At 76.4% G+C, this 26,798-nt stretch carries 24 protein-coding genes; 3 read left to right on the forward strand and 21 right to left on the reverse strand.

Annotation, left to right across the window (positions count from 1 at the left end; translation table 11 throughout):
* Positions 1 to 276: 276 nt before the first annotated feature.
* Together VEW93_06345 and VEW93_06350 are read left to right on the forward strand one after the other, a co-directional pair.
* Entirely contained in the window at positions 277 to 1,068 is a 792-nt protein-coding gene (locus tag VEW93_06345; protein HYI61409.1) for a c-type cytochrome, read from the forward strand.
* Positions 1,069 to 1,090: 22 nt separating this feature from the next.
* Positions 1,091 to 2,347 carry a geranylgeranyl reductase family protein gene (locus VEW93_06350; protein HYI61410.1) on the forward strand — a complete coding sequence of 419 codons (1,257 nt, stop codon included), beginning with the start codon at positions 1,091 to 1,093 and terminating at the stop codon, positions 2,345 to 2,347.
* A 44-nt stretch (positions 2,348 to 2,391) separates the two neighbouring features.
* Here the strand turns inward: VEW93_06350 and VEW93_06355 are convergent, their stop codons facing one another.
* The 8 genes from VEW93_06355 to VEW93_06390 form a co-directional block, all read right to left on the reverse strand.
* On the reverse strand, positions 2,392 to 3,459 hold the full coding sequence (locus tag VEW93_06355; protein HYI61411.1) for a prolipoprotein diacylglyceryl transferase family protein: 1,068 nt from the start codon (positions 3,457 to 3,459) through the stop codon (positions 2,392 to 2,394).
* 34 nt (positions 3,460 to 3,493) lie between these two features.
* On the reverse strand, positions 3,494 to 4,885 hold the full coding sequence (zwf, locus tag VEW93_06360; GenBank protein ID HYI61412.1) for a glucose-6-phosphate dehydrogenase: 1,392 nt from the start codon (positions 4,883 to 4,885) through the stop codon (positions 3,494 to 3,496).
* 9 nt (positions 4,886 to 4,894) lie between these two features.
* Positions 4,895 to 5,836 (reverse strand): decarboxylating 6-phosphogluconate dehydrogenase, encoded by a 942-nt coding sequence (gene gnd, locus VEW93_06365; protein ID HYI61413.1) that lies wholly within the window; start codon positions 5,834 to 5,836, stop codon positions 4,895 to 4,897.
* Between the two features lie 18 nt (positions 5,837 to 5,854).
* On the reverse strand, positions 5,855 to 7,378 hold the full coding sequence (locus VEW93_06370; GenBank protein HYI61414.1) for a hypothetical protein: 1,524 nt from the start codon (positions 7,376 to 7,378) through the stop codon (positions 5,855 to 5,857).
* A 157-nt stretch (positions 7,379 to 7,535) separates the two neighbouring features.
* On the reverse strand, positions 7,536 to 9,284 hold the full coding sequence (locus tag VEW93_06375; GenBank protein HYI61415.1) for a bifunctional diguanylate cyclase/phosphodiesterase: 1,749 nt from the start codon (positions 9,282 to 9,284) through the stop codon (positions 7,536 to 7,538).
* The gene (locus tag VEW93_06380) at positions 9,281 to 10,579 is read right to left on the reverse strand and encodes a glutamate-1-semialdehyde 2,1-aminomutase (GenBank protein ID HYI61416.1); all 1,299 of its coding nucleotides are present in this window, start codon (positions 10,577 to 10,579) and stop codon (positions 9,281 to 9,283) included. The genes VEW93_06375 and VEW93_06380 overlap by 4 nt, the downstream gene beginning before the upstream one ends.
* Before the next feature lie 44 nt (positions 10,580 to 10,623).
* Positions 10,624 to 11,607 carry a porphobilinogen synthase gene (hemB, locus tag VEW93_06385; protein HYI61417.1) on the reverse strand — a complete coding sequence of 328 codons (984 nt, stop codon included), beginning with the start codon at positions 11,605 to 11,607 and terminating at the stop codon, positions 10,624 to 10,626.
* Between the two features lie 38 nt (positions 11,608 to 11,645).
* Positions 11,646 to 12,383, reverse strand: a complete 738-nt coding sequence (locus tag VEW93_06390; protein ID HYI61418.1) for an HAD-IA family hydrolase — start codon at positions 12,381 to 12,383, stop codon at positions 11,646 to 11,648.
* A gap of 146 nt (positions 12,384 to 12,529) precedes the next feature.
* Here VEW93_06390 and VEW93_06395 point away from each other — a divergent pair, with 146 nt between their 5' ends.
* The gene (locus tag VEW93_06395; GenBank protein HYI61419.1) at positions 12,530 to 13,012 is read left to right on the forward strand and encodes a hypothetical protein; all 483 of its coding nucleotides are present in this window, start codon (positions 12,530 to 12,532) and stop codon (positions 13,010 to 13,012) included.
* A gap of 51 nt (positions 13,013 to 13,063) precedes the next feature.
* Here VEW93_06395 and cobA read toward each other — a convergent pair whose 3' ends face one another.
* The 13 genes from cobA to VEW93_06460 form a co-directional block, all read right to left on the reverse strand.
* Positions 13,064 to 14,548 (reverse strand): uroporphyrinogen-III C-methyltransferase, encoded by a 1,485-nt coding sequence (cobA, locus tag VEW93_06400; protein HYI61420.1) that lies wholly within the window; start codon positions 14,546 to 14,548, stop codon positions 13,064 to 13,066.
* A 135-nt stretch (positions 14,549 to 14,683) separates the two neighbouring features.
* Positions 14,684 to 15,598, reverse strand: a complete 915-nt coding sequence (gene hemC, locus VEW93_06405) for a hydroxymethylbilane synthase (GenBank protein ID HYI61421.1) — start codon at positions 15,596 to 15,598, stop codon at positions 14,684 to 14,686.
* 46 nt (positions 15,599 to 15,644) lie between these two features.
* A complete protein-coding gene (locus VEW93_06410) occupies positions 15,645 to 16,922 on the reverse strand; it encodes a glutamyl-tRNA reductase (GenBank protein HYI61422.1) in 1,278 nt (425 codons plus the stop codon).
* Positions 16,898 to 17,548: a bifunctional precorrin-2 dehydrogenase/sirohydrochlorin ferrochelatase gene (locus VEW93_06415; GenBank protein ID HYI61423.1), complete on the reverse strand. Its 651-nt coding sequence runs from the start codon at positions 17,546 to 17,548 to the stop codon at positions 16,898 to 16,900. Before VEW93_06415 ends, VEW93_06410 begins: the two co-directional genes overlap by 25 nt.
* 20 nt (positions 17,549 to 17,568) lie before the next feature.
* Positions 17,569 to 18,267 (reverse strand): redox-sensing transcriptional repressor Rex, encoded by a 699-nt coding sequence (locus VEW93_06420; protein HYI61424.1) that lies wholly within the window; start codon positions 18,265 to 18,267, stop codon positions 17,569 to 17,571.
* A 58-nt stretch (positions 18,268 to 18,325) separates the two neighbouring features.
* The gene (locus VEW93_06425) at positions 18,326 to 19,843 is read right to left on the reverse strand and encodes an AMP-binding protein (GenBank protein HYI61425.1); all 1,518 of its coding nucleotides are present in this window, start codon (positions 19,841 to 19,843) and stop codon (positions 18,326 to 18,328) included.
* Between the two features lie 195 nt (positions 19,844 to 20,038).
* Positions 20,039 to 20,929: an SAM-dependent chlorinase/fluorinase gene (locus VEW93_06430; protein HYI61426.1), complete on the reverse strand. Its 891-nt coding sequence runs from the start codon at positions 20,927 to 20,929 to the stop codon at positions 20,039 to 20,041.
* The gene (proC, locus tag VEW93_06435; protein HYI61427.1) at positions 20,926 to 21,717 is read right to left on the reverse strand and encodes a pyrroline-5-carboxylate reductase; all 792 of its coding nucleotides are present in this window, start codon (positions 21,715 to 21,717) and stop codon (positions 20,926 to 20,928) included. Before proC ends, VEW93_06430 begins: the two co-directional genes overlap by 4 nt.
* Positions 21,718 to 21,769: 52 nt before the next feature.
* On the reverse strand, positions 21,770 to 22,579 hold the full coding sequence (locus tag VEW93_06440; protein ID HYI61428.1) for a hypothetical protein: 810 nt from the start codon (positions 22,577 to 22,579) through the stop codon (positions 21,770 to 21,772).
* 211 nt (positions 22,580 to 22,790) lie between these two features.
* A complete protein-coding gene (locus VEW93_06445) occupies positions 22,791 to 23,252 on the reverse strand; it encodes a YbjN domain-containing protein (GenBank protein ID HYI61429.1) in 462 nt (153 codons plus the stop codon).
* 61 nt (positions 23,253 to 23,313) lie between these two features.
* A complete protein-coding gene (locus VEW93_06450) occupies positions 23,314 to 24,528 on the reverse strand; it encodes a glycosyltransferase (protein HYI61430.1) in 1,215 nt (404 codons plus the stop codon).
* Positions 24,529 to 24,544: 16 nt separating this feature from the next.
* Entirely contained in the window at positions 24,545 to 24,982 is a 438-nt protein-coding gene (locus VEW93_06455) for a helix-turn-helix transcriptional regulator (GenBank protein HYI61431.1), read from the reverse strand.
* A gap of 76 nt (positions 24,983 to 25,058) precedes the next feature.
* Positions 25,059 to 26,786 carry a MoaD/ThiS family protein gene (locus tag VEW93_06460; protein ID HYI61432.1) on the reverse strand — a complete coding sequence of 576 codons (1,728 nt, stop codon included), beginning with the start codon at positions 26,784 to 26,786 and terminating at the stop codon, positions 25,059 to 25,061.
* Positions 26,787 to 26,798: the final 12 nt, after the last annotated feature.

The raw sequence follows: 26,798 nt of genomic DNA on the forward strand, positions 1-26,798 counted from the left end.
CTGAGCGGCGTGCCCACGGGGCGCCGCTTCGCGTACCAGATGATGGAGGCGGTCATCAACGCGGAGACGATGAGGGACCCCACGAATGCGACCACACCACCTCCTTCGTGATTTCGCTAACAATGACCGTACCGGGACCGGCGAGGAATCGCGCGTCGGCCCGATCCGGTCTAGCACGCACGTTCTGACGGGAGCACATCAGACGCCGGGCGACGACGGGCGGCCGACTGCCCCGGTTTGTCCGCCCGTTCCGAGCGCGACATAGAGTCACCGGCCGTGACCGAGATCCCCGAGCACCTGCTCCGGCGCTCGAAGGAACGGCGGGCCGCGCTCGGGCTCCCGGGCGGCGAGGGCGGCGACGCCGCGCCGCCTCCGGCCGGCGAGGGCGAGAGCGGCGGCGAGGTCACCCCGACCGAGACCGCACCGGTCGCCGCCCGTGCCGCGACACCGGAGCCCGCCGCCCCTCCGCCGCCTCCTCCGCCACCGCCGCCCTACGTGCAGGCGGCCCGCGATCGCCGCCGCATCCCCTACTGGGCGATGCCGGTGATCGCGCTCCTGCCCATCTGGGCGATCATGTACTACAACGCGGTCCAGGTCCCGCCCGTGAACGACGACCTGCTGGCCGAGGGCGAAGAGGTCTACTCCGCCTGCCAGAGCTGCCACGGCCCCACGGGTGCCGGTGTCACCGGTCCGCAGCTCAGCGAGGGCGAGGTCCTGCTGACGTTCCCCGATCCCAAGGCGATGATGCAGTGGATCCACCTCGGGGCCAACGACTGGACCGGCAGCAGCAGCCCGAGCGACTACGGCGACCCCGACCGCCCGGGCGGACCGCACAACACCGGCGAGTTCGGGCAGGTGATGCCGGGCTTCGACCTGTCGGCCGAGGAGCTCGCGGCGGTCACGCGGTACGTCCGGGAGACCCTCTCGGGTGCGCCCGACGAGACCGAGATCGTCACCGAGGAGCTCGCCACCGAGGCCATGGAAGAGGCCGACGAGGGCGAGATCATCTACAAGAACGCCGAGCCCGACCCCGAACGGGTCGAGGCCGCCACCGCCGAGGGCGGCTAACGATCATCCCTACACTGACGAGGTGAGCACCGACCGCCATGACGTGCTCGTCGTCGGTGGCGGGCCGGCGGGTGCGGCGACGGCCTTCTGGCTGGCCGAGGCGGGCCACGACGTGGTGATCGTGGAGAAGAAGCGGTTCCCGCGCGAGAAGACCTGCGGCGACGGCCTCACGCCGCGAGCGGTCAAGCAGCTCACCGACATGGGCCTGGCCGGGCGGCTCGACGGCTACCACCGCTACGACGGACTGCGGGCGGTCGCGCACGGCATCACCCTCGAGCTCCGGTGGCCCGAGCACCCCGACTTCCCGAGCCATGGGTTCGTGGTGCGCCGACGCGACCTCGACGAGATGGTCGCCGACCGGGCGGTCAAGGCCGGGGCCCGCATCGAGCAGGGCACCGAGGCGATCCGCCCGGTGCTGCACGACGGCCTCGTCCGCGGCGCGGTGGTCGAGGACAAGGAATCGGGCGCCACCCGGGAGGTGTCGGCCCGCTACGTCGTCGTGGCCGACGGGTCGCTCTCGCGGTTCGGTCGCGCGCTCGGCACCGCCCGCAACCGGACCTACCCCCAGGGCATGGCGATCCGGGGCTACTTCGAGAGCCCGATGCACGACGATCCGTGGATCGAGAGCGCGCTCGACGTGCGCGACCGCAACGGCGCCAGCCTGCCCGGCTACGGCTGGATCTTCCCGGTCGGCAACGGCACGATCAACGTGGGCATCGGCCTGCTGTCGACCTTCCGGGACTGGAAGAGCATCAACACCACGCACCTCATGCGCGAGTTCGCCGCCACCCTGCCCGCGCACTGGCAGATCGACCCCGAGTCGCCGATCGCCCCGCCCACCGGCGGGCGCCTGCCCATGGGCGGGTCGATCAACCCGAAGGTCGGGCCCACGTGGATCGTCGTCGGCGACGCGGCGGGGTCCATCAACCCGTTCAACGGCGAGGGCATCGACTACGCGTACGAGACCGGCCGCACCGTGGCCGGCCTGCTGGACGAGGCCCTGGGCACGGGCGACGGCATGGCCCTGCAGCGCTACCCGTCGATCATCGCCGAGGAGTACGGCCTGTACTTCCGGGTGGCCCGCCTGTTCAGCGTGGTCATCGGCAACCCGGCGGTGATGCGCGAGCTCACCCGGGTGGGCATGCAGAGCCGCAGCCTCATGGAGTGGGTGCTGCGGATCATGGCCAACCTGCTGCGCGACGACGAGGTGGGACCGGCCGAGGCCGCCTACCGGGCCGCCGCCGCCCTGGTCCGCATGGTCCCCGAGCCCGCGGCCTGACCGCCGGGCCTTTTCGCCTCGGCCCCGGGCCGGCGGGGTGGCGCCTACCGGGCGCCGGGGCCCTCGTCCGCGGCCGGATCGTCCCGGCCCGGCTCGCCCACCCCGGCGGGCTGGCCCGCGGGAGCGGGTCCCCCACCGTCGACCGGTCCGTCGTCGACCGACCCGTCGACGGTCGCCCCGTCCCGGTCGGCCGACGGCCCGTCCCGGTCGGCCAGCAGCGCCCCCTCCCCACCAGCGGGCGACGCCCCCTCGGCGGCCAGCAGGGCCGGGGTGGCGGCCCGCACCTTGGTCAGGACGTAGATGCCGATGGGCACCATGGCCAGGCACATCCACTGGGCCCCGGTCATGCCGGCCACCCGCTCGTCGTTGACCCGCAGGGTGTCCCAGGTGAAGCGCTGCACGGCGTAGCCCACCAGGAACAGGCCGGCCACCGTGCCCGGCGCGGCCCGGCGCCGGCGGAGCACCCACCACAGCAGGCCCAGCAGCAGGAACAGCGAGACGCACTCGTAGAGGGCCGGGTTGTGGAACGTGGTCCCCTCCACCACCGGGCGGGCATCGGCGCCCAGGCCCAGGGCCTGCTCCCGCAGCGGCTGCTCGCCGTCGGGCAGGGCGATGGCCCCCTCCCAGCGGGTGGCCAGGGGGAAGTCGGTGGCCGAGCCGAAGTGCTCGCCCACGGCCAGGCACCCCAGGCGCCCGAAGGCCGCCCCGATGACCACCGACACCGCGTAGCCGTCGATGAGCTGCCAGCGCTGGAGCCGGGTCCAGCGCAGGAAGGTGGGCAGGCCCACGGCGATGGCGGCCAGGAACCCGCCGGCGAACTGCAGGCCGCCCTCCCACACCGCGATCACGTCGATCGGGTTGTCGATCTGGTCCAGGTGGGTCAGGACCCACGTGATCCGGGACCCGACCACGCCGGCGATGACCATGCGGGTGCCGATGCTGTAGGCGGTGTCGCGGCTCACGCCGTAGCGCTCCCCGTACGAGGCCCCGAACCAGACCCCCAGCACCATGCCCAGGGCCACCATCAGCCCGAAGACCCGCAGCGGGAACGGGCCGATCTCGATGACCGGGATGGTCTTGTAGGGGATGGCGGCCAAGAGCGAGGTCAGCACGGCGACATGATCGCATGCCGCCCTGGCCCGGACGTCACAGCGGCGGTATCCAGCCCCCGGCGCCGGCGGCCAGGGCGTCGGCCTCGGCCGGGCCCAGGGTGCCCTCCCGGTAGAGCACCGTCTCGGGCGGGTCGTCGATGACCCGCTCCACGATGCGCCACTGCTCGTCCAGGCTGTCGGCCCGGCCGAAGCGACGCCGGTCGCCCTCCAGGGCGTCGTCGATGAGGCGCTCGTAGGCCTCGGCCCGGTGGCCCAGGGCCGCCTCGTAGTCGACGTCGAGCTGGATGGGCTGGGTGACCAGGCGGTCACCGGGCGCCTTGGCCAGCAGGTGCAGGGTCACCCCGTCGCTGTGGCCCAGGCGGAAGCGCAGGAAGCTGGGGTCGGGGCCCGGCTTGTCGTCGTCGGTGAACAGCAACCGGGGCGGGTCGGTGAAGCGGATGATGGCCTCGGTGGCCGTGGCCCCCAGCGCCTTGCCGGTGCGGATCAGCCAGGGCACGCCCGACCACCGCCACGAGTCGATCTCGAAGCGCATGGCCACGTAGGTCTCGACGTCCGAGCCGGCCTGCACCCCGTCCTCGTCCGGGTAGCCCCGGTACTGGCCCCGCACCACCTGGGCCGGGTCGACGGGGCGGATCTGGCGGAACAGCCGGACCTTCTCGTCGGACAGGGCATCGGCGTCGGCGGCCACCGGCGGCTCCATGGCCAGCAGGGCCACGATCTGCAGCAGGTGGTTCTGCACCACGTCGCGCAGGGCGCCCACGCTCTCGTAGAACTTGCCCCGCGACCCCACGCCGAAGTCCTCGGCCATGGTGATCTGCACGCTGGAGATGAAGCTGCGGTTCCACAGCGGCTCCAGCAGCGAGTTGGCGAAGCGGAACACCAGCAGGTTCTCGACCCCCTCCTTCCCCAGGAAGTGGTCGATGCGGTACACGGCCCGCTCCGGGAAGGCCCGGTGCAGGCAGTCGTTCAGCTCCTGGGCCGAGGCCCGGTCGCGGCCGAACGGCTTCTCCACCACCACCCGGCCGTTCTGGTGGAGCCCCACCCGGTGCAGCCCGTCGATCACGTCGTCGAACAGCGCCGGCGGGATGGCCAGGAAGAACAGGGGCCGCTCGACCCCGGCGGCCCGGACCCGCTCGGCCAGGCCGTCGAAGGTGGCGGCCTCGCGGTAGTCGCCGGCCATGTAGCTCAGGTGGCCGCACAGCCGGTCCAGCACCTCGGAGTCGACGTCGTCCTCCTTGGCCCCGATGCTCTCCCGGGCCCGGGCCCGCAGGTCGTCGTCGGACCACGACGAGGTCGACACCCCGATCACCGGGCCCAGCCGCCCGCTGGCCTCGAGGTTGTAGAGGGCCGGGAACAGCTTCTTGGCCGCCAGGTCGCCGGTGGCCCCGAACAGCACCAGCCCGTCGCACCGCTCCGAGTCAGCCACGCCCGGCCCTCACACCTGGTCCGGCGACGGCGGGGCCTGCCCGTGGCCCACCGGGTCGACCGGCTCCTTGGGCTCCAGCCGGCCCATGGCGTGGCCGCCGAACTGGTTGCGCAGGGCGGCGATGGCCCGCATCTCCACGTCCGTCTCGTCCTGGGACGTGAACCGGGCGAAGAGGGCGGAGGAGATCACCGGGGCGGCCACGCCCAGGCGGACCGCCTCCTCGACGGTCCAGCGCCCCTCCCCCGAGTCGGCCGCCTTGGGGGCGATGTCGGCCAGGCCGGGGCTCTCCTCCAAGGCCTTCACCAGCAGGTCCAGCAGCCAGGAGCGCACCACCGAGCCGTGCTGCCACGAGGCCAGGCCGGCCTGGACGTCAATGCCCAGCTCGCTGGCCTCGAGGATGGCGTAGCCCTCGGCGAAGGCCTGCATCATCCCGTACTCGACGCCGTTGTGGACCATCTTGGTGAAGTGGCCGGCCCCGGCCGGGCCCACGTGGGCCAGGCCCCGGCCCTCGCCGGGCGACAGGGCCTCCAGCGCCGGCCACACCCGGCCCACGTGCTCGTCGGCCCCCCCGACCATGAGGGCGTAGCCGTTGTCCAGGCCCCACACCCCGCCGCTGGTGCCGGCGTCGACCCAGCCGATGCCGGCCTCGGCCAGCAGCCCGGCCCGGCGGATGGAGTCGCGGAAGTTGGAGTTGCCCCCGTCCACCACCACGTCGCCCTCGGCCAGCAACCCGGCCAGCTCGGTGATGGTCCCCTCGGTGGCCGGGCCGGCCGGCACCATGGACCACGCCACCCGGGGCCCCTCGCCCAGGGCCTCGACCAGGGCCGGCAGCGAGTCGACGTCGCGCCCCCCGCCGGAGCGGGCGTAGCCCACCACCTCGTGCCCGGCGCGCCGCAGGCGCTCCGCCATGTTGCCGCCCATGCGGCCCAGTCCGATCATGCCCAGCCGCATGGGGCGGCCTCCTCGTCGCTAGCGGGTGACCTCGACCAGGTCGTCGAGGGTGACGCGGGCGGCCCGGAGGCCGTGGGCCCGCAGGGTCAGCAGGTCGCCCTCGGCCTGGGCGTGCTTCAGGGCCGAGAAGCCGAAGGGCCGGCCGGGGATGGCCACGTCCACCGGGTCGTCCCCCACCACCTGCAGGAACACCCCCGACGGCGGCCCCCCCTTGTGGAGTTGGCCGGTCGAGTGCAGGAAGCGGGGGCCGAGGCCGACGGTGGTGGCCACCCGGTAGCGGTCGCGGATGGCGGTGCGGGCGTCCTCCAGCACGTCCACCACCCCGGACTCGGGGTCGACGTAGGCCTGGATGGCCACGTAGTCACCGGGGCCGACCCGGTCGAGCAGCCCGGCCAGCGGCTCGGCCTCGACCACCGAGGGGCCCTGGTCGAGGACCCGGGCCGTGGCCTCCTTGGCCTCGGCCACGTTGGGCTGGTCGAAGGGGTTGATGCCCAGGGCCGCCCCGCACAGGGCGGTGGCCACCTCCCACACCAGCACCAGGGCCCCGAGCCCGGCCGGGCCCTCCGACGGGAGCTCCACCACCGGGTGGCCGGCGGCGGCCAGGGGGGCCAGGCCGTGGTGCTCGCCGATGCCCACGAACAGGCGATCGTCGCCGTAGACCTCGGGCGGGCCCAGGCGCTCGCCGGCGATGGGGACGACCCCGGTGCCGTGCTTGCCCGTCGACTCGGCCAGGAGCTGCTCCAGCCACAGACCGATGGTGTCTATCTCCCCGTCGACCACCAGGGTCACCTTGTCGCGCCCGGCCCGCACCGCCCCGGCCAGGGCCGCGGCCAGACGCAGGCCCGGGTTCTCGGCCGGGTCGGGCGACCTCAGGGCCGGGGCGACGGCCGCGGCCGAGGCCAGGAGGCCCTCCCAGTCGACCCCGGCGGCGGCCGCCGGCACCAGCCCGAAGTAGGACAGGGCCGAGTAGCGGCCCCCTATGTCGGGCGGGTTCTCGAACAGGGCCCGGAACCGGCGGGCCGTGGCCTCCTCGGCCAGGGGCGTGTCGGGGTCGGTGACCACCACGACGTGGCTGGGATCACCGGTGTGCTCCAGCACCGAGGCCAGGTGGCTGCGGGTCTCGATGGTGGTCCCGGACTTGGAGGAGGCCACGAACAGCGCCTCCGGGGCCGGGCACTCGTGGAAGACGCGCTGCACGGCGGCGGGGTCGGTGGTGTCCAGCACCCGCAGGGCGGGCCGGCCTGGCTGCGGCGGGAACGACCGGGCCAGCACCTCGGGGAACAGGCTGGAGCCGCCCATGCCCATGACCACCACGTGGCGGAACCCCTCGGCGGCCACCGCGTCGCCGAAGACCTGGAGCCGCTCGGCCTGGGAGGCCATGGCCCCGGCCACCTCCAGCCAGCCCAGGCGGTCGGCCACCTCGGTGGGGTCGTCCTGCCAGAGGGTGTGGTCGCCGGACCACAGGCGCCCCACCGCGCCCCGCGCCGCCAGGTCGTCGAGCGCGGCGGCGACCGTGTCGCCGATGGGACCCAGCTCGTCCATCTCCCGACCTCCGGTCCGCCGGGTCGCTCCCGGCTCACCCCGCCAGTGCTAGCAGACCAGCCGACCCCTGTGACCGGGGGCGGCTCCCTCACCCCTCCGCCGACCGGGCATGAAAGCACCGGGATGTCGGGCTCTTTCGTGCCGGGTTCCGGGGGGGTCAGGGCTCGGGGTCGCGCCAGGCGGCCAGCTCCTCGACCGCCACCGCCTCGCCGTACAGGTAGCCCTGGCCGGCGTCGCAGCCCATCTCCTCCAGCAGCGTGGCCTGGTCGGGGTGCTCCACCCCCTCGGCCACCACCGTGAAGCCCAGGGTCCGGCCCAGGGTCACGGCCGCGGCCACGATGGCCCGGTCCCGGGCGTCGTGGACGATGCCGCCCACGAAGATGCGGTCGATCTTGAGGGTGTCGGCCACGTCGACCTGGCGCAGGTGCTCCAACGAGGCGTAGCCGGTGCCGAAGTCGTCGATGGCGATGCGCACCCCCCGCTGGTGCAGCCGCCGGAGCAGGGCGGCGCTGCGCTCCACGTCCCGCACCAGGGCGCTCTCGGTGACCTCCAGGCACAGGCGGGCGGGGTCGATGCCGTGCCGATCGAGGGCGGCGTCGACCCGGCCCAGCAGGCGGGGGTCGTCGAGCTGGCGGGCGGAGACGTTGACGCTGACCCCGACGTCGGAGATGGGCCCGGCCACCGCCGCCACCGCGGTGTCGAGGGCCCAGCCCCCCAGCTCGACCACCAGGCCCGTCTCCTCGGCCACGGGGATGAACTCCTCGGGCCCGATGGGGCCCCGGGGGGAGTCCCAGCGCACCAGGGCCTCGGCCCCCACCAGGTGCCCGGAGCCCAGCGCCACCAGGGGCTGGTAGGCCAGGCGCAGGCCGTCGCCGGCCAGGGCCCGGCGCAGGTCGCGCTCCAGGTCGATGCGGGCCACGGCCGCCTCGTAGGTGCCGGGCCGGTAGCGCACCACCTCCGAGCCGCCCAGCGACACCGACTCGCGGGTGGCGATGCCGGCCTTGTGGATCAGGCTGTTCACGGTGTCCAGCTCGGTGGCCACCACCACCCCCACCCCGGGGGTGATGGCGATGTCGTGGTCGCCCACCGCCACCGGCAGGGCCAGGGCCCGGCGGACCCGCTCCCCCATCTCGGTGGCCTCGTGGGGGCCGACCTCGTCGCAGATCACCGCGAAGGCCGAGCCCCGCAGGTGGCCCACCAGGTCGCCGGGGCGGATGACGGCCCGGAGCCGCTCCCCCACGGCCCGCAGCAGGGCGTCGCCCTGGGCCCCGACCAGGCCGTCCTCCAGGGTGTCGAGCCGGTCGAGGGCCACCTGGACCAGGGCCATGGACCGCCGGGGCCGCCGGTGCAGGGCCTCGCGCAGCCGGGCCATGACCATGCTCTGGTTGGGCAGCCCGGTGGCATCGTGCTCCAGGGCCGACTGGCGGAGGCGGTTGCGGTCGGCGGCGCGGGCCAGGGCCAGGGCGGCCACCGTGGCCCACGGGGCCAGGGCCCGGCCCACGGCCTCGGCCTCGGGGGCGGCGGCCCCCGGGGACCGTTCGGGCACGGCGGCCAGGACGCCGAGCAGCTCGCCCCGCTCGGTCAGCGGGACCAGCACCGGCGACCCCAGGCCGGCGGCCTCCAGGTCGGGGGCGGCATCGGCCCAGGGAGCGGCGGCCAGGTCGGCCACCTCGACCCCGTCGACCCCGGCCCCGGTGGCCACCCGGTCGAGGGCCAGCACGGCCCGGCGGGGCAGGTCGAGGGCCCGGCCGTGGACCCGGGCCGGGCCCGAGCGGGCCGCCACCACCACCCGGTGGCCGGGCACCTCGGCGGCGGCCGCCGCGGCCACCCACTCGGCCACCACGTCGACCGGCTCGCCGGCCAGGATGGCGGCCAGGACGCCGTCGACGTCGTCGGGGGGTGTCACCCGGCCGCCTGCCGGGCCGCGTCCCGGGCCAGGGCCACGACCTCGTCGATCACCGCGTCGTCGTGGGCCAGGCCCGGGAACAGCACCTCGTAGGGACCGGGGGCCAGGGCCACGCCCCGGTCCAGGAGGGCGTGGAACAGCCGGGCGTAGGCCGCGGTGTCGGTGGCCCGGGCCGTCTCGTAGTCGACGGCCGCCACCGGGCCCAGGTGCAGGCCGACCAGCGGCCCCACCACCGGCACGTGGCCCGGGAGGCCGGCGTCGGCCAGGGCCGCGGCCAGGCCGGTGCCCAAGCGGGCGGCGGTGGCCTCCAACCGAGCCTGGGCCGCGGCGTCCAGGAGGTCGAGGGCGGCCAGGCCCGCCGCGGTGGCCAGCGGGTTCCCCGACAGGGTGCCGGCCTGGTACACCGCGCCCAGGGGCGCCATCTGGTCCATGAGGTCGCCCCGGCCGCCGAAGGCGCCCACGTTCAGCCCGCCGCCGATGACCTTGCCGAAGCAGCTCAGGTCGGGGGCCACGCCGTAGGCCTCCTGGGCCCCGCCCGCCCCCAGCCGGAACCCGGTGATGACCTCGTCGAAGACCAGCAGGGCCCCGACCCGGTCGCACTCGGCCCGCAGGCCGGCCAGGAAGCCGGGACCGGGCGCCACCAGGCCCATGTTGGCCGCCACCGGCTCCACGATGACCGCCGCCACCGACTCGTCCAGCTCCGGCACCCGGTTGTAGGGCACAACCACGGTGTCGGCCACCGCCCCGGGTGGCACCCCGGCCGAGGCGGGGATGCCGGTGGCGCTGTCGGGGTCCACGTCGATGAGGGCCACGGCGCTGCCCGCCTCGGCCAGCAGGCCGTCGCTGTGGCCGTGGTAGCAGCCCGAGAACTTCACGATGCGGTGGCGCCCGGTGGCCCCGCGGGCCAGGCGCAGGGCGCTCATGGTGGCCTCGGTGCCGCTGGAGACGAGCCGGACCCGCTCCACCGACGGGACCCGGTCGCAGATGGCCTCGGCCAGCAGCACCTCCCGCTCGGTGGGGGCCCCGTAGGACGTGCCCCCGGCCGCCGCCTCCTGCACCGCGGCCACGATGGCGGGGTGGGCGTGGCCGGCGATGATGGCCCCGTAGGACTGGACCAGGTCGATCAGGCGGCGGCCCTCGACGTCCCACACGTAGGGGCCCTCGGCCCGGGCCACGAAGTAGGGCGTGCCCCCCACGGCCCGGAAGGCCCGCACCGGCGAGCTGACCCCGCCGGGGATGACCCGCAGGGCCCGGGCGAACAGGCCGTCGTTGGAGAGGTGTGCGTCGTCGTCCACAGCGGCGAGCACCCTACTGACGCCCGGTGGCCGGGGCGGGCCGGTCAGGCGGTGAGGGCCTCGGCGGCCTCGGCGGCCAGGTAGGTGAGGATGAGGTCGGCGCCGGCCCGCTTGATGGCGGTGAGGTGCTCCAGGGCCACCGCCGGGCCGTCGATCCAGCCCCGCTCGGCCGCGGCCTTGATCATCGAGTACTCGCCGGAGACGTGGTAGGCGGCCAGGGGGACGTCGAGCGCGTCCCGGGCCCGGGCCAGGACGTCGAGGTAGGCCAGGGCGGGCTTGACCATGACCACGTCGGCGCCCTCGGCCACGTCGGCTCGGATCTCCTCCAGGGCCTCGCGGGCGTTGGCCGGGTCCTGCTGGTAGGCCCGCCGGTCGCCACCGCCGGCGATCTCCACGTCGACCGCCTCGCGGAACGGCCCGTAGAGCGCCGAGGCGTACTTGGCCGCGTAGGCCATGACGCCCACCTGGTGGTGGCCGGCCCCGTCCAGGGCCCGGCGGATGGCCCCCACCTGACCGTCCATCATCCCCGAGGGGGCGACGAGGTCGGCCCCGGCCGCGGCCTGGGCCAGGGCCACCTCGGCGTAGCGCCCCAGGGTGGCGTCGTTGTCGACCTCGCCGGTGGCGGTGAGCAGGCCGCAGTGGCCGTGGTCGGTGTACTCGTCGAGGCACAGGTCGGCCATGAGCACCACGTCGTCGCCCACGTCGTCGCGCAGGTCGCGCAGGGCCACCTGGACGATGCCGTCGGGGTCGGAGGCCCCCGAGCCCTCGGCGTCCTTGGCCGCCGGGATGCCGAACAGGATCACCGCCCCGATGCCGAGGCCCCGCAGGCGGGCCACCTCGGCCACCAGGCTGGCCCGGGTGTGCTGGACCACGCCGGGCAGCGAGGCGATGGGGTGGGGCTCGGTGATGCCCTCCCGCACGAACAGGGGGGCGACCAGGTCGTCCACGCCCAGGCGGGTCTCGGCCACCAGGCGCCGCAGGGCCGGCGTGCGGCGCAGGCGGCGGAGGCGCTGCTGGGGGAACGGCATGCCCGCAGCCTACGGAGGCTCCCGGCGCCGGGCCGAGGTCAGCGACCCGGGGGGACGAGGCCGGCCAGGACGTCGGGGTCGAGGTCGGCCAGGGTGGCGGCCACCAGGGCGGCGGCGGTGAGGTCGTGCTGGGTGGTGAGGCGGTTGGGCACGGCCACCACGGCCCCGATGCCGGCGGCCAGGGCGGCCTGGACGCCCCGGTGGGTGTCCTCCACGGCCACCACCTCGGCGGGGTCGGCCCCCAGCTCGGCCACCGCGGCCAGGTAGAGGTCGGGGGCCGGCTTGCCGGCCCGGACCGAGGGGTGGTCCCGGCCCACCAGCACGTCGAAGCGGTCCCGCAACCCGAAGCGCTCGAGGTGGTGCTCGACCCAGCCCCGGGACGAGCCCGAGGCCACGGCCACCGGGACGCCCCGGTCGTGGAGGGCGTGGACCAGCTCGGCGGCCCCCGCCGTGATCAGGGCGGCGTCCCGCGACGGGGGCAGGTCGGCGACCGCCTCCCGGGCGGCCTCGAAGGCGGCCTCGTCGATGTCGAGCCCGAGCAACGGGGCCAGGGCGTGCCAGTAGGGCTCCCCGCTGGACACGCCGACGGCGTGGGCGCCCCAGAGCTCGGGCGTGAGGTCGGCCCCGAGGCCGGCCACGGCCCTCCGGGCCCGCTCGTAGATGGGCCACTCGGTGTCGGCCAGGGTGCCGTCGAAGTCGAACACCACGGCGGCCAGCGCCGGGCCGGTGGGGGCCGGCTCGGCGGCCGGGGACGGTCGGTCGACGGGCGGGGCCACCGGGCGAGGGTAGCGAGCCCGCCCCCCGGGGCCGACCCCGCCGGCGGCCGGCCCGGGGACCCCCTCCCGGCGGGCCACCGGAACATCGCCCACCGCGGGCCGCTCTCACCTCCACACCCCGCAGCACCGAGCGACCGGAGAGACCCATGACCGACTTCGACCTGGACGGCGACGGCTTCATCGATGCCGTCGACACCGACGGCGACGGGTACGCCGACACCTTCGACACCAACGCCGACGGCTACGCCGACGCCCTGGACACCAACGCCGACGGGTGGATCGACGCCGTGGACACCGACGGCGACGGGGTCATCGACACGGTCGACGCCGACGGCGACGGGTACGCCGACGGCGGAGCGGCCACCGCTCCCAGCGCCGGGTACGACCTGGACGGCGACGGGGTCGTCGACAGCTACGACCTCGACGGCGACGGCCTGCCCGACACCTACGGCGGCACCACCTTCGGCGGCGGGGGCGGCGGCACCGCCGGCCCGTTCGACACCAACCCCTACACCCCGTCCGAGGTCGCCCAGGGCTACAGCACCACCGACTCCAGCTTCATCGAGCCCAGCCGCTTCGCCGACGACAGCAGCGTCATCAGCACCAACGACCTCACCGGCGTCCTCTGACCCCGGCGGGCCCTGCCCCCCTCCCTCGGGAGCGGGCGGGGCCGCACCGGGTCATCGGGCCGGGCCCGACCCCGAGGCGTGGGCCACCAGCGCCGCCACCAGGCCGTCGATGGTGTGCTCCGCGGCCTCGACGGTGACGGGCAGGCCGGCGGCCCGGGCCGTGGCCGCGGTGACGGGGCCGATGCAGGCCACCACCGGGGGGGCGGCATCGACACCGAAGGCGTCCACGAAGCGCGTCACCGTGGAGGACGAGGCGAAGGTGACGGAGTCGGCGGCGGCCACCCGGGCCCGGGCGCCGTCGGTGACCGGGGCCGCGGTGGTGCGGTAGGCGGGCACCACCTCGACCTCCCAGCCCCGGGCCCGCAGGCCCTCGGGCAGCACCGGGCGGGCCTCCTCGGCCCGGGCCAGCAGCACCCGCCGCGGCGCGGCCGGGTCCGGGGGCGGGTCGGGGAAGGACTCCAGCAGGGCCTCGGCCACGAACCGGTCGGGCACCAGGTCGGCGACGACGCGGTGGGCGGCCAGCGCCGCCGCCGTGCCCGGCCCGATGGCCGCCACCCGCACGCCGCCCAGGGCCCGGCTGTCGGGGATGTGGGCGAAGGTCCGCTCCACCCCGTTGGGCGAGGTGAGCACCAGCCAGGCGCACCGCCCCACCCCGGCCACCGCGGCGCGGAGCGCCGCGCCCCCGTCGCTGGGCGGGCCCACCTCGATGAGGGGCACCTCCACCGGCTCGGCCCCGGCCGCGGCCAGGCCTCGGCTGAGCTGCGAGGCCTGGGCCCGGGTCCTGGTCACCACCACCCGTTGGCCGAACAGGGGGCGGCGCTCGAACCAGGCCAGGTCGGTGGCCGCCACCCGGCCCACCACGATCACCGACGGCGCCTCCAGGGCCTGGTCGCCCAGCGTGGCCAGGGTGGCCCGCACCGCCACCTGGTCGGGCCGGGTGCCCCACCGGACGGCGGCGGCCGGGGTCCCCGGGTCCAGGCCGGCGCCCAGCAGCCGGGCCGAGATCTGCGGCCACCGGGCCACGCCCATGAGGATCACCAGGGTGCCGCCCAGCCGGGCCGCGGCCTCCCAGTCGATGGTGCCCTCGCCGGCCGAGGGGTCCTCGTGGCCGGTGATGACGGTGAAGGCGGTGGACGAGAAGCGCTGGGTCACCGGGATGCCGGCGTAGGCCGGGGCGGCGATGGCCGAGGTGATGCCCGGCACCACCTCCCAGGCCACGCCGGCCGCGGCCAGGGCCGCGGCCTCCTCCCCGCCCCGGGCGAACACGAACGGGTCGCCGCCCTTGAGCCGGACCACCCGCTGGCCCCGCCGGCCCCGCTCGACGAGGAGCGCGTTGATGCCGTCCTGGGTGAGGCGGGCCCGGCCGGGGGCCTTGCCCACGTCGATGCGCTCGGCCTCGGGCGGGGCCAGGTCCAGCAGGGCGGCGGCCGACAGCCGGTCGTGGACCACCACCTCGGCCCGGGCCAGCACCTCGGCCCCCCGCAGGGTGAGCAGTCCCGGGTCGCCGGGCCCGGCGCCGACCAGGTGGACCGTCATGGCCCCGACAGTAGGCCGGGGTCGCCGCCCGCCGGCACGCCCGTCCCCGCCGGTGTCGGTCCGGGGCCCGGGCCCCGACGCCCGCAGGGGTCGGGCCAGGGCCGGGACGGGCCCGGGCGGCGCGGCCCGGCCGGGTCAGCGGGCGGCGGCCGCCAGGCGGAGGGTGCGGGCCAGCGAGGCGCCGAGACCGTCGGGGTCGATGCCGGTGGCGCCGGCCCGGTGGACCCGGCCCGACGGGTCGGCCAGGAGGGCCCGGACCCGCAGGGTGCCCTCGGCGTCGAGGACCTCGGCGTGGGCCCCGGCCGGCAGGTCGCAGTCGCCGCCCAGCTCGGCCAGGAAGGCTCGCTCGGCGTCGAGGCGGCGCCGGCTGGCCGGGTCCTGGATCGGGGCCAGCAGGTCGGCCACCGCGGTGTCCCCGGCCCGGGCCTCGACGGCCAGGGCCCCCTGGCCCACCTGGGGCAGCAGCACGTCGGTGGCCAGGACCTCGTCGATCTCCTCGTCGAGGTCCAGCCGCTCCAGGGCCACAGCCGCCACCACCACGGCGTCGACCACCGTGCCGTCGACCTCGGTGCCCACCCGGGCCAGGCGGGTGGCCATGTTGCCCCGCAACCCCACGAAGCGCAGGTCGGGGCGCAGCTCGGCCAGCTGCACCTGGCGCCGCTGGGAGCCGGTGGCCACCACGGCCCCAGGGGCCAGGTCGTCGAGGGTCCCGCCCACCAGGGCGTCGCGGGCGTCGCCCCGGGCCGGCACCGCGGCCAGGGCCAGGCCCTCGGCGGTGACGGCGGGCAGGTCCTTGGCCGAGTGGACGGCGATGTCGGCCACGCCCTCGAGGACGAGGCGCTGCACCTCGGTGGCGAACACGCCCTTTCCGCCGATCTCCGAGAGGGGCAGGTCGAGCCGCCGGTCGCCCAGGGTGTCGGTGCCGACCACCTGAACCACCAGGCCGGCGTGGGCCCGGGCCAGCAGGCCGGCCACGTGGTGGGCCTGCCACAGGGCCAGGGGGCTGGCTCGGGTGGCCAGCCGCAGTCGGCTCGGCGCCCCGGTCAGCACGCCCGCCGGCCCCACCCGCCGCCCCGGGGGGCCGGCTGCGCCGAGATCACTCGGGGTCGACGTCGTCGAGGTCGTAGAGGTGGCGCAGGGACTCGGCCAGGCGGTCGCCGACGGGCGTGCCGGCCAGGGCCTTGAGCTTCACCGTCGGCTGGTGCAGCACCTTGGCCAGGAGGGCGTGGGACAGGGCCTCCACCGCGGCCCGCTGGCGGTCGTCCAGGTCGCCCAGGCGGCCGGTGAAGCGGGCCACCTCGGCTCGGCGCAGGTCCTCGGCCCGGGCCCGGAGGGCGGCCACCAGGGGGGCGGCGGAGCGGGCCGACACCTCGGCGTGGTAGCGGGCCACCTCGGCGTCGACCAGCGTGTCGACGGCGGCGATCTCCCGGCGGCGGGCGTCGATGCCGGCCTGGGCGAAGCGGCGCAGGTCGTCGATGTCGAGCAGGGTGACGCCGGGCAGCGCCCCCACCGAGGGGTCGACGTCGCGGGGCACGGCCACGTCCACCACCAGCAGCGGGTCGTCACCCCGCCGGGGCAGCACCGCCTCCATCTCGGCCTGGTCGAGGATGACCGAGGTGGCGCCGGTGGAGGTCAGCAGCACGTCGCAGTGGGCCAGGGCGGCCGGCACGTCGGCCAGGGGCACGACCTCGCCCCCCACCTCGGCGGCCAGGGCCTCGGCCCGCTCGGGGGTGCGGTTGGCCACCAGGAGCCGGGCCGCGCCGGCCCGGCGGAGGGCGGTGGCCATCGACCGGCCCATGGCCCCGGCCCCGACCACGAGGACGGTGCGGCCCTCGACGGTGCCCAGTCGCTCGGCCGCCATCTCCACCGCGGCGTGGGACACCGAGGCGGTGCCCCGGGCGATGCCGGTCTCGGTGCGGGCCCGCTTGCCGGTGGCCACCGCGTGGCGGAAGAGCAGGCCGAGGACCGGGCCGGTGGTGCCCTCGTCGACCGCGGTGCGCCAGGCGGCGCGGACCTGGCCCAGCACCTCGGTGTCGCCCAGCACGTCGGAGTCGACCCCGGCCGCCACCCGGAACAGGTGCCGCACCGCGTCGGTGTCGTAGTGGACGTAGAGGTGGTCGGCGAAGTCCTCGGGGGCAACGTGGGCGAGGTCGGCCAGGACGTCGCGGACCTCCTGGTAGGCGGCGTGGAAGCGCTCGGCCACCACGTAGGCCTCGGTGCGGTTGCACGTCGAGACCAGGACCGCCTCGGTGACGTGGTCACACGTGGCCAGGGCGGCCAGCACCTTGGGGACCCGCGCCCCGTCGAAGGCCAGCCGCTCGAAGAGGTCGAGGGGCATCGTCCGGTGGTTCAAGCCGATGACGACGAGAGACACGCTCTCAGCACCTCCTTGGCGGCGTCGATCCTTCCGGCGCGGATCTCCTCCAGCATCCCCGACCCGAGGGCACCTTTCCAGTCGAGGCCCTCGGTGGAGCGCCCCTGGGCCCGGATGCGGTCGCGCTCGGCGGCCAGGACGTCGAGCAGCACGGCGTACTCCGGCCCCACCTCCTCCTCCAGGCGGCCCCGCAACCAGGAGGCCAGGGCCGGGCTGCGCCCCTCGGTGGCCACCGTGAGCAGCAGGCTCCCCCGGCGCAGGCGAGCGGGCAGGGTGGCCGAGCACCGCTCCGGGTCGTCGGCGGCGTTGACCCACACGCCGGCGGCCTCGCCGTCGTCGAACACGGCCTGGTTCACGGCCGGGTCGTCGGTGGCGGCCACCACGAACCGGTGGCCGGCGGCCTCGCCGGCCCGGTAGGCCCGCTCCTCGCACGTGAGCCGGGGGTCGTCCCGCAGGGCGGCCTCGATGCGGGGGGCCACGACGGTGACCCGGGCCCCGCAGTGGAGCAGCTCGGCCACCTTGTGGGTCGCCACCCGGCCCCCCCCGACCACCAGCACCGAGCGGCCGGCCAGGCGGAGGTTCACCGGGTAGAGGGGGCCGGTGCCGCTGGGTGGGAGATCGGTCACGACGGCGTCCCGGGGCCCGCTCAGCCGGCGGCGGGGGCGGCGCGGCCCCCGGTGCCGGGTCGGGCGTCGTCGGCCTCGGGGCCACCGTCGCGACGCTGCTGGTAGAAGCTCAGGATCTGGAGCTCGACGGCCAGGTCGACCTTCCGCAGCGACACGTCGTCGGGCACGGAGATGACGGCGGGGGCGAAGTTCAGGATGGAGCTGACCCCGGCGGCGGCCAGGGCGTCGGCCACGTCCTGGGCCGCGCCGGCCGGGGTGGCGATGACGCCGATGACGTGGCCCAGGTCGCCGACGATGGCGGGGAGGGCGGACATGGGCCGCACCTCGACGCCGTGGACCACCTCGCCCACCTTGCCGGGGTCGGCGTCGACCAGGGCGGCGATGGGGAAGCCCCGCTCCCGGAACCCGCCGTAGTTGGCCAGGGCCTGGCCCAGGTTCCCCACGCCCACGATGACGACGGGCCAGTCGTGGGTCAGGCCCAGCTCCCGGCTCATCTGGAACATGAGGTACTCGACGTCGTAGCCCACGCCCCGGGTGCCGTAGGACCCGAGGTAGGAGAGGTCCTTGCGGACCTTGGCCGCGTTGACGCCGGCCAGCTCGGCCAGGCGCTCGGAGGAGATGGTGGCCGCCTTGGCCGCCGACTCGTCGACCAGGGCTCGCAGGTAGACGGGGAGGCGGGCCACGGTGGCCTCGGGGATCCGTCGGCTGCGATCCGGCATCGACCCGACTGTACCGCCCTACGTGCACACGTTCACAAGCGGGGGGCCGGGGCCCGGATCAGGTGGGCACGGCGTCGCGGAGCTCGCGGCGGAGGACCTTGCCGGTCAGGCCGTGGGGCAGCTCGTCGACGAAGAGCACCTTCTCGGGGCACTTGTACCGGGGCAGATGGGAGGCGCAGAAGGTGTTCACGTCGTCCTCCTCGACGGACCGGCCCGGGGCCACCACCACGAAGGCCTTCACCGCCTCGCCCGAGTAGGGGTGGGGCACGCCCACCACCGCGCAGCCCTCGATGGACGGGTGCTCCAGCAGCACGTCCTCGACCTCGGCCGGGAACACGTTGAACCCCGACACGATGATGAGGTCCTTGGCCCGGTCGACCAGGAACAGGTGGCCGTCGTCGTCGACCACGCCCACGTCGCCGGTCCGCAACCAGCCGTCGCCGGTCAGGGCCGGGCACTGGCCCTCCGGGTCGCCCCAGTAGCCCAGGAACACGTTGGCGCCCCGGACCCAGATCTCGCCCTCGTCACCCACCAGGACGTCCTCGTCGTCGGCGTCGACCAGGCGGACCTCCACCCCGTCGAGCGGGGAGCCGATGGAGCCCCGCTTGCAGTCGAGCCCCAGGGCCGAGGTGACCACCGGCGACGCCTCGGTCAGGCCGTAGCCCTCGACCACCTCGACCGCGAAGCGCTCCCGCATGCGCTCGGCCACCTCCACCGGCAGGGCCGCCGCCCCCGAGGTGGCCACCCGCACCTCGGCGAAGGCGTCGGCCGGGAGGCCGGGCAGGTTGGCCCAGGCCGCCCACATGGCGGGGGCCCCGGCCACCAGGGTCACCCGGTGGCGGGCGATGGCCTCGGCCGCCGACTGGGGGTCGAAGCGCTCCATCAGCAGCACCGCGGTGCCGGCCCGCAGGGCCACGCCGAGGATGGCGTTGAGGCCCATGATGTGGAACAGGGGCAGCACGCACAGGCTCACGTCCCCCTCCACCCGTTCGGCCTGGGGCACGGAGAGGACCTGGTCGATGTTGGCCCGCAGGTTGCCGTGGCCCAGCATGGCGGGGCGGGGCGCGCCGGCGGTGCCGCTGGTGAACATGAGGACGGCCACGTCGTCGTCGTCGCGCTCGACCAACGGGGCCGGCTCGGCCGCCAGCAGGTCGTCCAGGGCCACCAGGTCGTCGTCCCCGCTGGTCGCCTCCGGCGCGGTGGAGATCACGTGGCGCAGCTCGGGCAGGGCGGCCCGGTCCACCGAGGCCAGGGCGCTGCCGGCCGAGGGGCCCACGATGGCGGCCCGGGCCCCCACCACGGCCAGCTGGCCCTGCAGGGCCCGGGGCGGGTTCAACGGGTTCAGCGGCACCACCACGGCCCCGGCCCGGAGGGCGGCCAGGTAGGCCACCACGAAGTACCAGTTGTTGGCGCACACCAGGGCCACCCGGTCGCCGGGCTCGATCCCCAGGCCCTGGAGGCCACCGGCCAGCCGGGCGGCCTGGTCCCGCAGCACCCCGTAGGACGTGGTGCGGCCCCGGCTGATCAGCGCCGGGGCGTCGTCCGGGTGGGGATCGAGGATGGTGGCCAGGTTCACGGGCGCCAGTTGACCACAGGATGCGCCACCCGGTCACGAGCGGCGGTCGCCCCCCGGCCCGAGCGGTCACGGGGCCGGGGGCCCGGGCCGCGGGCCAGGAGCCGGCTCAGCGGGCCATGAAGAAGAGCTGGATGACGGCCGCCCCCATGATGAGGGCCAGCAGCAGGGCCAGGACGATGGTGGTGCCGGGGCGCATCAGCCCCTCCTCCGGAGCTCGACGGGCTGGGCCGCACCGGGCGACGGCTCGGCCCCGGCGCCATCCTCATCCACGGGCAACAGGGTGACGCCATCGCCGGCGGCCAGGCCCAGCTCGGCCGCGGCCGAGCGCCGGTCGAGCACCAGGGCCAGCAGCCCGTAGGAGTCGACGGCCAGGCCCAGCACCCCGGGGGCCAGGTCGCCGTAGGCCCGGGCCCGGCGGGCGGTGCGGGTGGTGCCCTCGACCCGCACGGCCACCACCTCGGCCGCCTCGGGCCCCAGCTCGTCGAGCTCGTCGGGGCCCACGTTGAGCTGGGCGTTGCCGTAGCGGTCGACCCACAGCACCTCGGCCCCCAGGCCCCCGTCCTCGGGCTGGGGCAGGGGCACCAGGCCGGGGCGGAGGGTGGCGGCGTCGACCTCGGGCCCCAGCTCGTCGAGCGGCACCCCCAGGCACAGGTGGGCGGCGGCAGGGGCGAACACGTCGCGCCCGTCGAAGGTGGGGCCCGGGGCCTCCAGGCGGTGGGTCGGCGAGGTGAGCTCCACCACCCTGGTGGCGCCCCCGACCATGGCCACCGCCGGGGCCAGGAGGCCGTTGTCCGGCCCGACCAGCACCGAGGCGCCGTCACCGACCTCGACGGCGATGCCCCGGCGGGCGGTGCCCACGCCGGGGTCGACCACGGCCAGCACCACCCCGGGAGCCAGGTACTGCACGGTCCGGGCCAGCTGGAGGCCGCCGGCCCGCACGTCGTGGGCCGGGACGCCGTGGCCCACGTCGACCACCGCCACGTGGGGGGCCAGCGTGCGGATGACCGAGTGGACGACCCCGACGAACTCGTCGGCGTGGCCGTAGTCGGACAGGAACGAGATGGTGGAGAAGCGAGGAGCGCTCATGCCGAGCCCAGCGCCCGGGACCGCTCGGTGGCGGCCATCACCGCGTCGATCACCGCACTGCGCACCCCCCCGGCCTCCAGGGCCCGCAGCCCGGCCGCGGTGGTGCCCCCCGGGGAGGTGACCTGGGCCCGGAGCACCTCGGGGGTCTCCCCCGTCTCGTCCAGCAGGCGGGCCGCCCCCAGCAGGGTCTGCACGGCCAGGGTCCGGCTGGTGGGCCGGGGCAGGCCGGCCAGCACCCCGGCGTCGATCAGGGCCTCGGCCACCAGGAAGACGTACGCCGGGCCCGAGCCCGACAGGCCGGTGACGGCGTCGAGGTGAGCCTCCGGCACCCGGACCACCTGGCCCACCGCCCCCAGGACCTCCTCGGCCCAGGCCAGGTCGGCGTCGGAGGCGGCGGCGCCGGGGGCGATGGCCGAGGCCCCGGCGCCCACCAGGGCCGGGGTGTTGGGCATGGCCCGCACCACCGCGGTGCCCGGGGGCAGGGCGGCCTCCAGGGCTGCGGTGGTCACGCCGGCGGCGATGGACAGCACCCGGCGGGCCCCGGCCCGGCCTGCGGCCTCGGCCGCGGCCGGGGCGTCGGCCGGCTTGACCGCCACCACCGCGGCGTCGGTTGGGACCACGTCGTCGCCCACGGCCAGGCCGGGGTGGGCGGCGGCCAGCTCGGCCCGCCGGCCGGCGTCGACCTCGGCCACGGCGATCTCCGCCGCCGAGGCCCAGCCCGAGCCGACGAGCCCGCCGACCAGGGCCTCGCCCATGCGCCCGCCCCCGATGACCAGCAGTCGTGCCATGGGCCCGAACCTACCGGGGAGGAGCGGGGCGGCCCCGCTCCTCCCCCGGTGGTCAGACGTTCTCGGCCTGGCGGTTGGCCACCGCCTCCAGGAGGTCGGCCAGCGTGTCCTCGTAGGCGAGGTCGCCGAAGTCGAAGAGGCTCATGGCCGTCACCACGTTCTCGGTGCGGATGAAGTAGAGCGCCACCTGGCCGTCGGCCTCGGTGCCGTCGGGGGAGGTGAAGGAGATGGCGCCGGCGATGCCGACCGACTCGTCGCCCAGGCCGCCCTGGTCATCGACCGGGTCGAGCCCGCTGCCGGTGATCTCGCCGCCGTCCTCCTCGAACGAGGTGATGAGGGCGTCCTCGGCGCAGCCGGCGAACTGGTTGGTGCCGATCTCGGCCACGATGGCCTCGCCGGAGGCCTCCTCGTCGACGACGATGGTCGAGGTCTGCACGACCTGGCCCTGGCTGCCGTCATCGGTGGACACGGAGAAGGTCGGGCTCTCGACCGACGCCAGCTCGACGTCCTCGATGGAGACGTCCTCGAAGCAGGCGTCGAGCTCGTCCTCCTCGTCGTCGTCGTCCTCGGCCGGCTCCTCCTCCCAGCCGTCGGCGAAGTCCTCGATGGTCAGGTTGATCGACTCGGCCAGGGCCTCGGCCTCCTCGTCGTCGGGCCCCTCCGCCGCGGTGGTCTCGGTGGTGCTGCCGCCGTCCTCGGTGGTGGCCGTCGTCGAGCTGTCGCCACCGGCCGTGGTGGCCGTGGTGGCCGTGGTGTCGGGCGTGTCGTCCGACGCGTCGTCGTCGCCCCCGCAGGCGGCGACGAGAAGGGTCAGCGCGAAGGCGGCGGCGACGGCGCGCCGGGCCGATCGGTGAAGGGTCATCCAAGCTCCTCGGGAGGGTCTGCCGGGTCCCACCTCGGGGCCCGGGCGGCGTCATCCTTCCACGCCGGCCCCGCCAGGGCAGCGGGCAGGGGTCCCCCGGGAGGGAGGTCGCCACGCGCACTTCCCCGAACGCTCTGGCGGCCTCCCCGTCCGGGGCCGCCTCCGGGCTACCCGGCCCGGACGGCCTTCAAGCATGAAAGGGGCTGAAAGTTTACGAGAGGAGGGAGGCGAAGCCCAGCCGGAGGGCGGGGCGGAAGCACAGCTCCACCGCCTCGTGGTGGAGGCCGAGCAGCCGGTCGATCTCGTCCAGGTCCAACGTGGACACCGGCACCTCTCCCACCAGGTAGGCGGCGTCCTCCTCCCCGATGGCGAAGGCCAGGCCCCGCAGGCGCAGGTTGCGGCGCAGCAGGTGCTCGTAGAACCGGCCCGGCTCGTCGACCGGGGCGGGCAGCACGTAGGTCTCGTGGTGGAGGGACCGCTGCCGCAGGTGGAGCCACACCGTGGTGTGGTCCCGCTGCTCCCCGGCCAGGCGGACGAACCACCGGCGGGGGCCGGTGTCGTCGCGGGTCACGTCCTCGATCAAGGGGTTCCCGGCCTGGAGCTCCTCCAGCCAGCCCTGGATCCGCTCGGCCAGCGCGTCGAGCTCGGTGGGCGTGGCCGGAGGCGTCTCCATGGCCGCAGCGTAGGGGCGGCCCGGGCCGGCGGGGACGCCCGGGCGGCGCCGGCCGGGCCGCTCAGGCCGCGCAGTCGAGGGGCCCCCGGGCCGCCACCTCGGCGTACACCGCGGCCAGGCGCCGGGCCGCCGCCGCCCAGCCGTAGGCCGCGGCCCGCCGGGCCCCGGCCCGGCCCATGGCCTCGGCCGCCGACCGGTCGCCGAGCACCGCGTCGAGGGCCGCGGCCCACGCCCCGGGATCCCGTGACGGCACCAGCAGGCCGGTGCGGCCGTGGTCGACCAGGGTGGCCAGGCCGCCCACCTCGGCGGCCACCACCGGGCGCCCGCAGGCCGCCGCCTCCAGGGCCACCAGCCCGAACGACTCGGACCGGCTGGGGGCCACCACCACGTCGGCCGCCCGGTACAGGGTCGAGAGCTCGTGGTGGGGGCGGGGCGGCACCACCCGCACGCGGTCGGCCACCCCCAGGGCGGCGGCCCGGGCGCCGATGTCGTCCAGGGTGGCGGCGCCCTCGGCCCCGCTGGGGCCCCCGCAGACCACCAGCACGGCGTCGCCGGAGGCCACCCGGGCCAGGGCCGCCACCGCCACGTCGATGCCCTTGAGGCGCTGGACCCGGCCCACGAACAGCACCACCGGCCGGTCCCCCAGGTCCAGGTCGGCCAGGGCGGCCCGGGCCCCGGCCCGGGGACCGGGTGAGAACAGGGCGTGCTCCACGCCGGGGGACACCAGGGCGATGCGGGAGCGGGGCACGGCGTACAGGCCGGCCAGCTGGTCAGCCTCGGCCCGGCAGCTGGCCAGCACGGTGTCGGAGCAGGCCATCACCGCCGCCTCGGCCCGGGCCCGGGACTCGGGCTCCGGGTCGCCGGCCGCCGCCTTCACCCGGGCCAGGGTGTGGAACGTGGACACCAGGGGGACGTCGAGGGCGTGCTTCAGGCGGTGCCCAGCCACCCCCGAGAGCCAGTAGTTGGAGTGGAGGACGTCGGTCCCGCCCCGGGCCTCGACGTCGGCCCGGACGGCGTCGGCCCACGTGTCGACCACCGAGGGCAGCTCCTCCTTGGCCAGGGCGGGGGGGCCGGCGGCCACGTGGACCACGGCCACGCCCGGCTCGACCTCGACCCGATCCGGCAGCCCGTCGGCGTCGGTGCGCACGTAGACGGTGCAGTCGTGGCCGGCGTGGGCCAGGCCGGCGGCCATCTCCCGCACGTAGACGTTCATGCCCCCGCTGTCGCCCAGGCCCGGCTGGACCAGGGGCGAGGTGTGCAGGCTGAGGAGCGTCACCCGGGCCACGAGGGCGTCAACCCGGCGTGGCCCCGACCGATTCCGCCGACGTCCCGTCGACCCCATCGGTCCCGGCCCCGGCCGCCGTCCCGCCCGGGTGGGCCGCGGCCCGGAACGACTCGTAGATCTGGATCAGGGTGCGCTTCTGGTCCTCGTCGATCCAGGGGTCGCGGCGGATCTCCCCCACCAGGTCGGCCTCGTCGGGCCGCTCCTCGAGGATGCCGGCCCGCACGTACAGGGTCTCGGAGCTGATCTCCAGGGCCCGGGCGATCTGCTGGAGGATCTCGGCCGAGGGCTTGCGCAGTCCCCGCTCGATCTGGCTCAGGTACGGGTTCGACACCCCCGCCATCTCCGAGAGCTTCCGCAGGGACAGGTGGCCGATGCGTCGCTGCTCGCGGATGAACTCCCCGAGGTCACGCCACCTCTGCTCGAGCTCGGACGCCGGCCCCGACATGTCCCCAGGGTAGGGGCTCGCCCGCCGCGAACCCGAACCGTGGTGAGCGCGCGTGTGACGATCGCGAGCGAACCGGTCAGGCCTGGCTGTCGATCAGCAGCCCCACGGCCCAGCACCAGAGCGGGGCCAGCACCAGCAGCGAGTCCAGGCGGCGGAGCGCCGGGGCCCGGGCATCGGATGCCGGCAGCAGGCCCGAGGCCACCAGCTGGCCGACCGGGCAGGCCACTGCGGCCAGAGCCGCGAAGGTGAACACCGGCTGGCCGTCGAAGGGCGGGACGTGGAGCACGGCCACCACCACGGCCGCCACCACCACGGTCACGATGCCCACCAGCGGGCCCTCGATGCTGTTGGACGCCCCCGAGCCGATGAGGAAGTCACCGGCCTCGTAGCAGGACACGAACACCAGCAGGGTGATGGCGGCGCCGATCTCCAGGTCGCGGGTCAGGACCAGGCACGCCGCGGCCAGGCCCACGGGCAGGGCGCAGAGCACCGTCGCCGCCGCGGTCGGCACCGCGCCGGACCGGCCCCCGGGGCCCAGGGCGGCCACCGCCCCGGCCGCCAGGACCAGCCCCAGGACGGCGAGGCCCAGCAGCGCCGAGCCTCCGGCGCCGGCCGCCGCCACCGCACCACCGCCCAGGGCGGCCACCCACGGGTGGGGCCCACCCCCGACCTCGCGGCGGCGCCGGGCCACCTCCAGGGCGGCCCAGCCGGCGGCCACGCCGTAGAGCAGCGACAGCGGGGCCCAGCCCTCGATGGTGGCGGCCAGGGCGACCACGAACCAGGCCATGCCCAGGGTGACCTTCCACCCCTCCGTGTCGTAGACCACCGCGTAGCGCCGCCCGAAGCCCGTGGTGCGGGTCCGAGCCCCGCTGACCTGCCGCTCCTTGCCCCACACCCGGACCTGGCCAGTCACCGGCACGGCCACCGACCGCATGCGGGTCAGCCGGCCGGCCTGGGCCGATCCCCCGGCGGGGTCGGCCCCGGCCATGGGCGTCCCGGCCACGGCCGCCGTCCGGGTCAGAGCGCCGGATGGCGGCCCGGCCACCGGGCCGGGGGCCGGGACGACGGGGCCCGGGGCGGCGGGGGCAGGAGCGGGTGGGGGGGCGCTGTCGACCGGGGCCCGGCGGCGACCCCGGGGGGCGGGGGCTGGGCGGCCACGGGTCGGGGCGGGCCCGGTCGGGGCCGGAGCGGTGGCGGCCGGGGCCGGGGCGGGCGGCGGCGAGGCGGCGGCGGGCCCGTCAGCCGCCGGCCGGGCCGCAGTGGCCACGTCCCAGGGGGCGACGGGCCGGTCGGCCCCGGCGGTGGGCCGGGGCGGGCGACGACGAGGCGGCGCCGGGGCCGGGCGGTCCCGGCGGGCGGCCGGGCCGCCCGGAGCCGAGCGGTCGCGGGGCGGGGGGGCACCGGGGGCCGGACGGTCGCGGCGTGGCGCCGGGGCCGGGCGGGCCCGGGCCGCCGGCCGGGGATCGTCGGGCCGGCTCCGGCGCCGGGGCGCCGGGGCGGGGTCGTCGGGGGCGCCGGGTCCCCGCACGGGCCGGGGGCGGACCCGGGGCGGGGGCTCGGGCCCCTCGCTGCCCCCGGACACCGGCGGCAGCACCGCCACCTCGTCCGCCGGGCCCACCGGATCGGCCCCGGCCGCCGGCTCGCCGTTGCACCAGACGCGGCTGGCCGCCAGCACATCGGCGAACCCGGAGCCGTAGCGGGCCCGCGCCGCGACCAGCACCTCGTCGATGGTCTCGCCCGGCACCTCGTCGGTCGCGGTGCCGGCGGCCTCGCGGGCGGCGGCGAAGAGCCTCAGCACAGCCATGTCGGGCGGCGA

Source organism: Acidimicrobiales bacterium (assembly GCA_035630295.1).
GTDB lineage: Bacteria > Actinomycetota > Acidimicrobiia > Acidimicrobiales > Iamiaceae > Iamia.